Consider the following 12,651-nt stretch of genomic DNA (forward strand, 5'->3'; position numbering starts at 1 on the left):
TCACCAAGAAATACCGCCGCAGGTCTCCTGAGTGCATCCAAAGATGAGGCTCGAGTAAGGCCTGGCACCCTGAAGAGCTTATTCATCTGCCTCGGCGCTGCCCGCCGATCCTCCCACGGGGGGAGACGGGGACGCAGCGCCTTCATCAAAATGAGGAACAAATCACTTTGCCTCGAACCTTGCCTTTCGACCAGCCACCACAACCGGAGCCATCGATCGTCCGCCTGGCTGCGCAACGCGTTCATTGCCACCGCGCTGGCCCTGGTGACGACCGCTCCGGCTCTGGCCGCCACCGCCGGCGGCAAGGTGACGGATTTCCTGCTCGACAACGGCATGGAAGTGGTCGTCATCCCCGATCACCGCGCGCCGATCGTCACTCATATGGTCTGGTACAAGATCGGCAGCGCCGACGAGCCACCCGGCAAATCAGGCCTTGCCCATATCCTCAAGCATCTGATGTTCAAGGCGACGACCAACCACGCCGCCGGCGAGTTCGACCGAGCCGTCTCAGCCATCGGCGGCTACAACAACGCCTTCACCGCCTATGACTACACCACCTTCGTCGAGACGGTGGCGCCCTCGGCGTTGGGTGAGATGATGGGCTTCGAGGCCGATCGCATGTTCAACCTCATCCTCAACGACGATGATATCAAGACCGAGCGCGACGTGATCCTGGAGGAGCGCCGTTGGCGCAGAGAGACGAACCCGCAGGCTCTGCTGGACGAGGAGGTCAACGCGACGTTGCGGGAGAACCAGCCCTACCGCATTCCGGTCATCGGCTGGATGCAGGAGATGGAGAAGCTGAAAACCGACGCATTCACCATCTACAACAAATACTACCGACCGAACAACGCCGTGCTGGTGGTGGCCGGCGACGTAGAGCCGGAGACGGTGAAGGCGCTGGCCGAGAAGACCTATGGCAAGGTTGTGCGCGGGCCGGACCTGCCCCCGCGCAACCGCCCGGTCGAGCCGGAGCAGAACACCAGGCGCACAGTGACGCTGACCGATGCGCGCGTTTCGGTGCCGAGCTTTTCCACTCAATGGGTGGTGCCGTCCTATCATACGGCAGAGCCCGGCGAGGCCGAGGCGCTCGACCTGCTGGCCGAGATCCTCGGCGGCGGTAACCGCAGCCGGCTATATCAGGAGCTTGTCGTCAAGCAAGGCATAGCCTCGGCGGCCGGCGCCTCCTTCCAGGGCACCATGCTAGATGACACCAATTTCACCATCTCCGGCTCGCCGCGCGGCGATGCAAAGCTCGTCGATCTCGAAGCGGCGGCCGTTGCCGAAGTCGCCCGGATCGCCAAGGATGGCGTCACCAGCGACGAGCTGGACAAGGCCAAAGACCGCTATATCCGCTCGGTGATATTTGCGCACGACGAGCTGGACCACATCGCCAACATTTATGGCAAGACGCTCACCACCGGTGGCAATGTGAAGGACGTGCTCGAGAGGCCGGACCGCGTCCGCAAGGTCACCACCGACGAGGTCAAGGCGGTCGCCGCGCGTTATCTGGTGCTCGACCATTCGACGACAGGCTATCTTTTGCCGCAGCAACAGGCGGGGAATTGATGATGAGATCCATCCCCATGCAAATGCGCCGGCCGGTCTTCCCTCGGCGCGCCTTCGCCACCCTGTTCCTCTCCATCCTCTTTCTCATCTTGCGGGCGCTCGCCGGGTAAACGGGATCTGTTTAAAGCCGCGAGGAGCGGTTTTCGCGGGCCTTGCCAGGCATTTGCCGGTTCAGGCGTCATTATTGGGGTGCGCTCCTCCTCAGGCCAGCCTCTCTTCGAGTCGATAGGATCGCCGATTCGTGGTCCGCAGATTGTAGGCGCAGGCCACCAGCATCCACTCCGCGCGGCTGGCGACGCCGATGTCCGTTGTTCAATCGTTCGACTAGTAGAACCGCGAGACATCTTTTAGCCTATTCAGGTATTCTCCCTTTCCGGTTGGGTACCGTGGTCTACCAGCTGTCTGGCCGAGGCCCTATAAGGAACCCGGACGTCGCGGAGTACACACCGCACCTGCTATATATACCTGCTGCGTTGAGGAGGAATCCGGTATTGCCCCTGTGCCTGCCGATGATCCGTCACCTGAGATCCCCCGACCTGTTTGGACCCATTGATCGCCTGCCGGCACTTGGCACGCGGATTAGCGAGCGGACATTCGAAGTCCTCAACCCGTCGACTGGCGAAGTGCTGGCAGAACTACCCGACATGGGTGTCGAGGAGACATGCGCTGCCATCGACAAGGCCTATGTCGCGCAGCCTGGATGGGCAGGGTTGACCGCACGTGAGCGCAGCGACGTTCTATGGCGATGGCATCAGTTGATCATCGACCACGCCGACGATCTCGCCGCGATTCTCACCGCGGAGATGGGCAAGCCGCTTGCCGAAGCCAAGTCGGAGATATCGCATGCTGCGGCGTATCTGCAATGGTACGCCGAGGAGGCCAATCGCGTCTATGGCGAGACGATCTCCGCACCATCGATGGACCGCCGAATGCTGGTAATCAAGCAGCCCATCGGAGTTGTTGGCACGATAACGCCATGGAATTTCCCGGCCTCGATGGTGGCGCGCAAAATCTCGCCAGCCTTGGCGGCGGGCTGCACGATCGTCCTCAAGCCCGCTGAACAGACGCCGCTCGTGGCGGGAGCAATGTTCGCCCTCGCCCATCAGGCTGGCTTTCCCGAAGGCGTCGTCAACCTGATCTATGCGTCCGAAGGTGACGCGGTCGGCCGCGAACTTTGTACCAATCCCAAGGTCCGCAAGATTAGCTTCACCGGGTCGACTGAGATCGGGCGCCTTCTCATGCGCCAGTGCTCGGACCAGATCAAAAAAGTCAGCCTTGAGCTCGGCGGCAATGCACCTTTCATCGTCTTCGATGATGCCGATATCGATGCCGCGGTTGACGGTGCGATCCAGGCGAAGTTCCGCAATGCCGGCCAGACCTGCGTTTCGGCGAACCGCCTTTACGTCCAGTCGGGCGTTCACGACGAGTTCGTCGAGAAATTCGTGCAACGGGCTCGCCAACTTCAAGTTGATGACGGTTTCGCTCCCGGAGTGGACATCGGACCGCTCATCGACAAGCACGCTTTGGCCAAGATCGAATCCCATATTGCCGATGCCGTCGCCAAAGGCGGCGCAATTCGATGCGGGGGCAAACGCATCGGCACGAATGGCACGTTTTTCCAACCGACAGTCCTGACCGGTGTCTCCAGCGAGATGACCGTCGCGCAAGAAGAGACATTCGGACCGTTGGCACCGATTATTCGCTTCAAAGATGCGGATCAGGTCGTGCGTGAGGCCAACGACACGATCTACGGCCTCGCGGCCTACTTTTATGCCTCCAACCTGAAGCGTGTCTGGCGTGTGGCCGAGGCCTTGGAATATGGAATGGTCGGGGTAAATACCGGCCGGATGTCTTCAGAAGCGGCGCCGTTCGGTGGGATAAAACAGTCCGGCATCGGGCGGGAGGGATCCCGCCATGGCCTCGAGGACTACCTAGAAATGAAATATCTCTGCATGGGCGGCATCTGAATTTTCGGCTTGCAGGGTTCACAGACCGGGTAACCTAGCGAGCGATCTCCAAATATGTGAATTGTAGGATCGCTCCTCGATGGGGAACTGAGGGGCGGCTCCGTACCCGAGCAAACACGCAATCCTGAAGGAGCACCCTGGTTGGACTTATCTCTCGACGAGACAAGCGTCTGCATTGTCGGCGAAGACGGCGTGCATGTGACGGAGGATACGCTTGCGAGGGATTTGGCGGCCCTCGCCGACTATCTTCAGGCGACGGGCTGTCTTTGCGCGGGTCTGGTTGGAAGCTAGTGCACCATCGCGATCGTGAACGCTGGTTGTGCGCAATATCCGGTTTCTGGGGCAGAATTTTGAACCTGCTACCTTCCGATTGTCAGTAGCTCAGTTGTTCTTCGGCCGACTGCCGCGCCAGGACAGAATCGAAGATACCATCAGGCAGGCATTCGCATTCGACATTTCCGGTGATCGGCTCACGATCCAGGGCGCGCCAGGTTGACCAAGCGCCTCGAACCGCATGACAGTCTTGACCGGCTGGAGGACGGAAATACCGCGATGACGAAGAGGTTGGTCAGCGCAGTCGAGCCACACGGCATTTGCGGCATGAAACAGCAAGGGCTGGGAAGCGATTGGCCGAGCGGTCCTCGAAGGCGCGGGCCAGGGTGTCGACGATGCCTTGATTCAGGTCCGCCAATCTGGTCTCTACCGTCTGATGGCGGCTTCGGTCGCCAGTGACAGCGAGTAAAGATATTTGGCATCATCGGCTTTGATTGCCGCGCAGATCTGGTCGAGATTGGGATCGCTCACTGGTGCACCTTTAGTGCTTCCTCCTCATTGAGATGAGGATTGCCGGATTTGGCGTAGAACACCAACACGGGTCCGAGATCAAAGTGTGTCCCGGGCGCAAGGCGCTGGACGGACCGGGGCCATGTTTCGGTTGAGACGCCGTCGATGCCTCGCGCCAGCGTTCTGGCGAATCGGGGCATCAGCGGGGCGAGTGTCTGTGCCAGGATCGCAGCAGCCGTCGTCTGAAGCGCGAGCGAAGTCCGGATGCGGGCGGGATAGAGACGTCGCGGCGCCGGATAGTCTTGCGCCTGACGGTTGATCACGCAATGGCGCACGAAATCGCAGACCAGCGCGGCCGCGCACCGGACCGAGAAGCCCTCGTCCGAATAGGTGCGCTCCATCGCTGCGCGATAGGTCTCTATCCGAGCAAAGAAGGAGCGGTCGGCCGGACTCCAATCGCCTGCGTCGGGCACACTGCCACCAAAATCCTGCTTGATTTCCTGGTTCAATGCATCGAGCCAGTTCAGCCAGATCCCTTGGAACACCTCGTTCTCGGTGCGGCGCAGCGCGTCCAGCGTGAAATCCGTCCGCTCACCTTCCGGGCGTGTCAGGCCCAAATGGAGGCGCACGACGTCGACTGTCTTTGGGCTCAGAACCTCCTTGCCCCAGACCGCATGGCGGCAGCTGGTTGAGAACTTCTTGCCGTCGAGCAGGTAGAACTCGTTGACGTGATAGTGGATGCGTGGCGTCCAGTGGGAGAAGACCTCGGCGTAAAGAGCGGGGTAGAGTAGCGCGTGGTAGAAAGAATTGTCGAAGCCGAAGAAATGGACAATCTGCCAGTCGTTGCCGGGCATCTCCGCCTTCCAGTTGCGACCCAGCAAGCGGCCGAGCGCCTGGATGTTGTAAAGAAAACCGAAGGCCATTTCCGGCCAGACCCAGATCACTTGCCCCGGGAACCCTTCGGCCGGCAGGCCCCAGTCCGAGGGGTGGGTAATGGGCACTGAAAAGTTGCCGCGTCGGCGTAGGCGCGCGAAGAGATCCAATATCCGTAGCGGGACGCCCGACGCCCTTAGATGCCGGTCGATATTGTCGTAGCATCGGTCCAAGACAAGTTCCGGGCGTCGGACGGAGCCGACCAGCGGCGCCTCGGCAGACTGCCGTGACCGGGCTGCACCCAAGTCGTGGCAAAGGTTTGGGGCGCCGCATTCCTCGCAGATGTTGCCACCGGCGGAGCCGCCGCAATCGGGGCAGAGGCCGCTAACATCCGGCTCGTAAAGATAGTGGCCTGTTACAGCATCGAAAAGCGCAGGGCTCTGGCGCAGATCTACCGCCGTGCTGCTCAGGAGACTGCGGAAACACGCGGCTTGAAACTCGCCGTAACCGTCATCGCCCATTGTGGGTTGGAAGCTGTGGACGTCACAATCGAGAAGTGCAAGCGTGGCGCGAATCTCGTCCCCGTAGTGGCGCGCTACTTGTGCGGGCGTCGATTGATCGGCGTCGGCACGAGTGGCGACGTAGCTCTGGTTGTCGTCGCTTCCTGTCAGGTGGTAGGCCTCGACCCCTTTCATACGCAGGAAACGAGTATAGACGTCGGCGCCGAAATAAGGGCCAGAAAGATGCCCCAGATGCAGATCGCCATTTGGCGTTGGCGGCGTGGAGAAGACGAAGATCGGCCCGCGTGGAGCCGTGGTCTTTGCAGCGGCATCAAGGGCGGCCTCGCCGTCTCGCCAGTAGACATCGACGAAATCTAGGTCTTCGTTTCCGTCGTTGCGCAGCACATGCGCTTCAAAAGGGTGGAACAGAACGACATCGCCCGCCTCGACCGAGATTTCCCCAAGGTCGGTCCTGACCTTGCCCGATCCTGACAGGATCACGAAGGCCTCGATTTCGTCGTGCCGATGGGGCTCGGATGTAACGCCCGGTGCCACCCTACCGAACGAAAACCCCGTGCCGGCGCTTCCCGTTCCAAGCGTGGCCATGTCGATACCGAACGCCCGCGACAGTTCCTTTCGAGAAAACGTGTATTTGCGCATGACAACGAACCTAAGCTGTTGAAGTGGGATCTTCGGCTGCAAACGCCAGCCTCTTGTGCAAGTTGCGCAGAGAAGCGGCAGCCCAACCCGTTGGCGGCCTCGGCCAGAATAATGCGGCTCTGGGCCGCCAGGCGGGCGACGAGGGGGGCGCCAGTCGGGCTGTAGGCGTCATAGAAGACCGCCCTGCGACCACCTCCACAATCCACGTGCCGAAGCGTCGTAACGGGCTGCGGTCGATGCTCCGCGAGCCCGCAAATCAGAACGCCATACTCTCCGCGCATTTTTGAGCGGTCGATCAGTTTCGTGTGCATGCCTCCGCCTGGCTGCGTGAGCTCAATCGCGATAGAAAATGCCATTTGGGGGCTTGAGTTTGTCGAGATCGGCCACTTTGCCCTCGGGCGGGTTAAGGGCGCGCTTAAGCACGTTATATTCAGCGCGGGTCGGTCCACCGGTTGAAGCACGCTGGAACACCAAGTAGAGTGTCCGCCGCGAACGATTGCTTTTGTTCGGTCGTGAGTAGTGCGGTGCATAATCGTCGAAGATGAAGATGTCGCCAGCCTTCCATACTACGGGTTCCCAGGAGAACATTTCGGCGACTTGAGGATCGATCACCCCACCGGCATCCATGGGAAACACCCCCTTCTTGTGGTTGCCGGGGCTGAAGAAAAGCCCGCCGTTTTCCGGGTCGGAGTCGTCGATGCCTATGGCAACCACCGCATGGACCATCCGGTCGGGGAGTTTGTGTGGAATGTGATAAATGTCCTGATGCGGGAGATAGCCGCCGCTGTCGGGGTAGTGGAAAATCAGCAACTCCTTGAGCCTGCGCGAATCTTCGCCAAGCAAATCCTCGACCGCTGACTTTATGCGCTGATCTTCTAAGAGCAAACGACGCAATGGATCATGGAAGTCGAGAAAATTCTCGATCTTGGAGATGATCTTTCGATTGTCCGTCGTCTTCTCGAACCACATGAGCCATTTATCATCGCTGACATCCCAGCGTGACATATCTTCGACAAAAGTAGAGATATCTTTCTGAGCCGCTGGAGCGAAGAACCTTTCAAGCCTGACGTATCCGTCTTTCTGCCACTTTTCTCTTTGTGCATCAGTCAACATGCGAAAAGCCTCCTGTTGGAAAGACTGGTTGGTCGGACATCCCAATTAGGGCAGTCGGGCGCTGGTCAAGTTGCGGGTCCACGGAGACGGACTCACGTCATGTGGGACGGCGATGCTAAGTGCGTTCCGCTCCGGCGGATATTGTCCGCAGAAGCTCGGCGCGACACTGCCTATGTCAGGCTCAGCCGGGTCCCGGGGTTCCGTAAACTGGGCCGGATCAATCGCTTCACCCGGTCCAGCCACGACAGGCATCGCTAAAGGCCGGCACCATCCGCTGACCGCCGACCCAGCCATGGCCGCCAAGACCACGGCGCTCTTTCGAGTGAGCGACCTGGTACGGTCTTGACAACCGTAGGGGAAATGCACGCCCCCAGAATAATGCGATGCGCCGCTTGGTCCAAGGGCTTGTTCGGTCACGATGATTTCGGCGAAGCCTCCGGCCTTCGCCGCAGCGGAGGCGGACATCATTCCTAGGATGCCACCGCCGATGATCAAAAGTCTACGAGTCATATCCCGCTGCCCCTTTCTTCGGCTGCGGGGGCGGGCCAGCTCTCGATCGATGTATGGCTGATGAAGCCAGGATGCTCGGGGTTCGCGCATGCCGCGCGCCCAAGAAGGCTATCGAGGATGCGGCGCGCGCGCCAGGCCAGCAGGCTTAAGTTCGGATCGGCCAGGCCGCGCTGCCCGAGGCTCGCGTTTTGTACGAAGATGCGTCTGTCACGCGGTCCGTCCCAGCTCACCGAAAAATCCTCGCGAATAGCTAATTCATTGTCGATCTGCTCCAGCCGGTGCGCGATGGGTTCCAAGAAGTCTGGCACCGCGTTCTCGTAACCGGTGGCCAGGATGACGATGTCAGCCGTGACTTCTTCAACCTCGACCATGCCGTGCTGCAGGGTCAGCCTGTGACCCGCGCCGGCGTTGATGCAGTGCGAGACGGTGCAGCCCGGCCGCAGTGTGATGTCGGATCGGTTTGGCTCGAAAAATGCGTGGCGGTACAGCGCCTGATAGATCGCGCGCAACGTGCTTTCCGAAATGCCGTCCGAGGCAAGCACGAAACGCCGCAGGAGCAGCTTACGCTGCGACTCGCTCATCGCCGCGAAACGATCCGAAAAGCAGGGCATGAACAACTCGTTTGTGAACGGACTGTTGTCCAGAGGCAGATAGTTTTCGCGCTGCGAGACCCAAGTGATCGAGGCAGGCCGCCGTTCTTTCGGCAGGCCGACAAGATGCAACATCACCTCGGCTCCCGACTGGCCTCCGCCGACCACGCAGACATGCTTTCTCCGCACCTCAGGGTGGATGTGCAGTAAAACAGATGAGTGGAACAGGTTGCGTCCAATCCAGCCCTGAAACTGAGGCGGGATTTGCGCCTGCTTGCCAATGCCGACCACGACGTTTCTGGCGCCGAGAACCGCGTTATCGGTCCGCACCCGAAACGCGCCGTCAAAGCGGATTTCGTGCACGGTCTCGCCGCCATGGACAAGTGGGTTCCTGTGGAAGGCCCAGTTCAGGTACTGCTCAAACTCAGCTCTGAACACAGCCTCGAACTGTGCGTTCAGGAAGTGGTACAAACGCCCGTTCTCGTGCAGGAAGTTTACGAAAGTGTAGGCTGATCGCGGATTCACCAGTGTGACCAGATCCTTGAAGTGGCTGACCTGGAGCTCCGAGGAATCGAATGCGATGCCTGGATGCCAGCGGAAGTCGACCTGCCGATCGAGGAACAGTGCCCCTTGCCCAACTTGCTCGTGTATCTGACACGCAAGGCTCAAATTAGACGGCCCAGCACCGACCCCAACGCAAGATAACTCCACTGCTTCCTCCTATAGAGTCTTCCCACTAGGCGGCTTGTTCGCGGCGAATATCGGCCATAGCCATTGGGCCCCCTCGCGGACGTTTCGAGCCCCGGTCCCGACCGGGTTTGCGAGAATTTGTCCAGTGCGTTCGGGTCGTCGAATGTAGACCCGAGCATTCCAGCGCGGTGACAATCGACGGGTCATGCCGGCGACGTGGGTTGGGGGCATCAACGTATATCCGTTCCGCCCGCCTCGATGACCGCGTCGCCGTCACGCGATAGCTTTCCAGGCCCATTAAGGTGTTCGAAGCCGGCGCAATCGCCCGCCTCGATCATGACCCGCCGGACTTTCGGCGGCTTGATGGCAGGCGAGAGCGCGGTTTTCACTGCGGCGACGGCATTTTCGGTGCGCATGATCATGGACGACGTCTCGCTGATGCGTTCGCAGAGTCCCATGCATGGGCCGTGCCAGAGAAGAAAATTTTATTAAACAATGGGTTGGCGGATTTACGATCCTGTCCGAAATCCGACATTGAGGGGGACGCCTCACGGCGGCGCCCGATTTGCACGTCGATCGCCTTTTTCCGAATAGCTAATCGGGCACCTTCTGCACCAGAATACTTCTCTTGGAGACCAGCACGTCTTCATGAACGAACAGTGCAGAACCTTGTGTCTCTGCCGGACAGATCGCGATATGCCTTCTCCCATCGAGGTCGGCAGTTGCAGACCTGCCAGATCCTCGCGCTATCGTGCCGTTGCACTGGCCCGATCCCGACATCCTCGGAGACCGCGATCATGAAGAGTGACGCAATCTCATGCCCGCCGCGACGCCTCTCTCATGAGGAAGCAATTCTCTCTGTTGGTGTCGGATCGATGCTCTTGATGACTTGATGAGATGATTGCGGATGGGCGCATGCCCAGACCTGAGCGCATCAATGATTGCGCGATCTGGAACCTTCACCAACTGGATTGTCGAATCTCTGTAAAGATAGCCGGAAGAGAATTGCGTTATGACCACTCTGCCGGTCCAAAAGCACGACGCCATTCGGTCCCTGCGACTCAATCCAGGCGGAGGGATGAGGCCGAAAAGCAGTCTTTTGCGCGCCCACCGGTCGGCCAGGATGGAGCCGTCGTAAACGCAGTTATTCGATGATCGCCGCCGCGGAGTCCTCAGGCTGTGCCGCGCCCGACACCGGCGACGTAGTGGTCGTCGATCGCCCCGTCGCCGATGTCGATCCGAAGCTCGGCCAGTTTCGCGGTGAGCTTCATTGCTATTCCGCCGTGCCCACCGAGCTCGCACAGGAGGTTCTATCAGGCGGTCACGGCTGCACTCGTTGTCGGGTCTTCGACAAAGTCGGACATGAGACACACCGCAATCAGAGCCATGTCATTGTTGTGAAATGATTTTCCCGTTTGGCACGAGACGTGCAAGGCTATCAGCAAACGCGCTGCGGCCAGGACTGAGGAGAAATCATGCCATGATCAAGCTCGCCGAACATGCGGTCGCAGCCGCGAAAATTGAGCTTTCCCGGGCCGACGGAAGACTTTGCGCCTGTTTTCCAGGCGACATCACTCTTCGGGTTAGCCGGACATGACCGCATTCGATTTCCGCCCAACGCTGAATGCTCCCGACGATGATCCCTATCTTTGGCTCGAAGATGTAGAAGGCGAACGGGCACTTGACTGGGCCGCCAGCCAGTCGGCCAGAACCCTGGGGCACTTCGGTGTAACGCAGTTCGATCGCGACCGCGACGCCCTGACAGCGATCTTCGACCGTCCTGATAAGATTCGCTTGATCACCCGCCGCGGCCCGTACCTCTACAATTTCTGGCAAGATGCCGGAAGTCCGCGCGCACTGTGGCACCGGGACCACCCTTGCCGCCTATCCGCCGATCCTGCTCGCCACCACGAAGCGGGACGACCGCGTCCCACCCGGGTCACGCGTAAGACGGCCGCAAAGCTGCAGGCCGTTGGTTATCCCGCTTACTTCTAAGTGAGTACAGGTCGATGATTGCGAGCACGGCGCAAATAATGCGAGCGCGGTCCCACGCAAACTGCGCATGAGCGCTCCGCCAATCACGCCATTCGAACAAGACTTTTCGTAGTTCAGTGCATCATTTCTAAACAGCAAGGAGAGAATATCATGGCGAGAAACCAAATGCGCGCGGCACGGGGAGTAACAGCGGCCGTTTTCCTCATCGTGATGGGACAGCAGGCCGTCGCGGCGGACCTTGCGCAAGCCGCGAGCGTCCCGCAGGCGGGAGCCTCGGTCACGGAAGCGCCAAGCCCTTGGCAGATCCGGCTGCGTGCGTTGGGGGTCGTCACTGAGGATTCGGGCTACGTCAAAGCAGTGCCCGGCTCCGATCTTTCCTATTCGAACACGGTGACGCCGGAACTCGATATCTCCTATTTCTTCACGGACAACATCGCCGCCGAACTCATACTCGGCACCACCTATGCAAACCTCGGGGGCCAAGGAGCGATCGGCGGGCTGGGCAAGATCGGCAAGGTTTGGCTGCTGCCGCCTACGCTCACATTGCAGTATCATGTTACCAATTTCGGCGCTTTCAAGCCCTATGTTGGTGCCGGCGTGAATTACACGATATTCTATAATCAGGATGTCGGCAGCGCCGACGCTCTCAAGGTTAGGAACACGTTCGGCGCCGCGCTGCAGGTCGGGTTCGACTACATGGTGGATCAGCACTGGGGCGTCAACTTCGACGTGAAGAAGCTTTTCCTCAAGCCAGACTTCGACGTCACGGTCGACGGCGCGAAGCTGACGGGGAAGGCTGCGCTCGATCCGTGGTTGATAGGCGCAGGTGTCACCTACCGCTTCTGATACGCAACGCGAAGGCGGCCCTGCTGACAGCCGATCTGAAATGAAGGGCGCCTCGGGCGCCCTTTCCACGCCGGCGGTGCACGGCGAGTCGACCCGGATCGATTAGAGGGGTGGGGCCTGTAACCCTTGAGCGGGGAGGTGTCCGAATCGGCGGAATGTTCTGATCAACTTCATGCGATGACCATCCAACGCATAGCAGCCGATTGTCGGGGATACTTGAAGAAGCCGTTGTTAAGAGTGGGCGTCCCCGCCTGCACCCGACCAGGTACTTGCCAGTAGCAGCCGACAGGCTGCCCCGCGCCAGGGGCGCGAAGCCGAACGGGGCAAGATCGCTGAAGCCTGCCGAAGAAGACCGGGCGCGGTTCATGAGCAGCCGGGGGGGGGGGGGGGGGGGGGGGGGGCCGGCGGGGGGGCTGTGGGGGGCGGGGTGCGGGGGGGGGGGGGGGGGGGGGGGGGGGGGGGGGGCGGGGGCGGGCGGGGGGGGGGGGGGGGGGGGGGGGGGGCGGGGGGGGGGGGGGGGGTGGGGGGGGGGGGGGGCGGGGGGGGTGTGGGGCG

The 12,651-nt window shown here is 60.5% G+C and carries 7 protein-coding genes and 1 pseudogene; 4 read left to right on the forward strand and 4 right to left on the reverse strand.

Annotation, left to right across the window (positions count from 1 at the left end):
- Positions 1-150 precede the first annotated feature (150 nt).
- Positions 151-1,569: a M16 family metallopeptidase gene (locus NKH59_RS29015; protein WP_353023791.1), complete on the forward strand. Its 1,419-nt coding sequence runs from the start codon at positions 151-153 to the stop codon at positions 1,567-1,569.
- Between the two features lie 509 nt (positions 1,570-2,078).
- A complete protein-coding gene (locus NKH59_RS29020) occupies positions 2,079-3,536 on the forward strand; it encodes an NAD-dependent succinate-semialdehyde dehydrogenase (RefSeq protein ID WP_353023802.1) in 1,458 nt (485 codons plus the stop codon).
- 800 nt (positions 3,537-4,336) lie between these two features.
- Here the strand turns inward: NKH59_RS29020 and NKH59_RS29025 are convergent.
- The 4 genes from NKH59_RS29025 to NKH59_RS29040 form a co-directional block, all read right to left on the reverse strand.
- Positions 4,337-6,352: a class I tRNA ligase family protein gene (locus tag NKH59_RS29025; RefSeq protein ID WP_353023793.1), complete on the reverse strand. Its 2,016-nt coding sequence runs from the start codon at positions 6,350-6,352 to the stop codon at positions 4,337-4,339.
- A 333-nt stretch (positions 6,353-6,685) separates the two neighbouring features.
- Positions 6,686-7,465, reverse strand: coding sequence for a phytanoyl-CoA dioxygenase family protein (locus NKH59_RS29030; protein ID WP_352920205.1), 780 nt, complete (start codon positions 7,463-7,465; stop codon positions 6,686-6,688).
- A gap of 506 nt (positions 7,466-7,971) precedes the next feature.
- Positions 7,972-9,234 carry a lysine N(6)-hydroxylase/L-ornithine N(5)-oxygenase family protein gene (locus NKH59_RS29035; protein WP_353023796.1) on the reverse strand — a complete coding sequence of 421 codons (1,263 nt, stop codon included), beginning with the start codon at positions 9,232-9,234 and terminating at the stop codon, positions 7,972-7,974.
- A 251-nt stretch (positions 9,235-9,485) separates the two neighbouring features.
- A complete protein-coding gene (locus NKH59_RS29040; RefSeq protein ID WP_353023798.1) occupies positions 9,486-9,677 on the reverse strand; it encodes an iron-sulfur cluster assembly accessory protein in 192 nt (63 codons plus the stop codon).
- A gap of 1,171 nt (positions 9,678-10,848) precedes the next feature.
- On the opposite strand from NKH59_RS29040, the pseudogene NKH59_RS29045 reads away from it, so the two are divergent.
- Positions 10,849-11,247: pseudogene (locus NKH59_RS29045) on the forward strand (hypothetical protein); the annotation flags it as partial.
- Positions 11,248-11,415: 168 nt separating this feature from the next.
- Complete coding sequence (locus NKH59_RS29050) at positions 11,416-12,096, forward strand: OmpW/AlkL family protein (protein WP_353023800.1); 681 nt, start codon at positions 11,416-11,418, stop codon at positions 12,094-12,096.
- Positions 12,097-12,651 lie beyond the last annotated feature (555 nt).

Source organism: Mesorhizobium sp. M0998 (assembly GCF_040318885.1).
Lineage (GTDB): Bacteria > Pseudomonadota > Alphaproteobacteria > Rhizobiales > Rhizobiaceae > Mesorhizobium.

What these genes read in the sequence shown, in the direction of transcription:
- NKH59_RS29015 (WP_353023791.1), top strand. Translation starts at nt 151, where the DNA reads ATGAGGAACAAATCACTTTGCCTCGAACCTTGCCTTTCGACCAGCCAC.
- NKH59_RS29020 (WP_353023802.1), top strand. Translation starts at nt 2,079, where the DNA reads ATGATCCGTCACCTGAGATCCCCCGACCTGTTTGGACCCATTGATCGC.
- NKH59_RS29025 (WP_353023793.1), bottom strand. Translation starts at nt 6,352, where the DNA reads ATGCGCAAATACACGTTTTCTCGAAAGGAACTGTCGCGGGCGTTCGGT.
- NKH59_RS29030 (WP_352920205.1), bottom strand. Translation starts at nt 7,465, where the DNA reads ATGTTGACTGATGCACAAAGAGAAAAGTGGCAGAAAGACGGATACGTC.
- NKH59_RS29040 (WP_353023798.1), bottom strand. Translation starts at nt 9,677, where the DNA reads ATGATCATGCGCACCGAAAATGCCGTCGCCGCAGTGAAAACCGCGCTC.
- NKH59_RS29050 (WP_353023800.1), top strand. Translation starts at nt 11,416, where the DNA reads ATGCGCGCGGCACGGGGAGTAACAGCGGCCGTTTTCCTCATCGTGATG.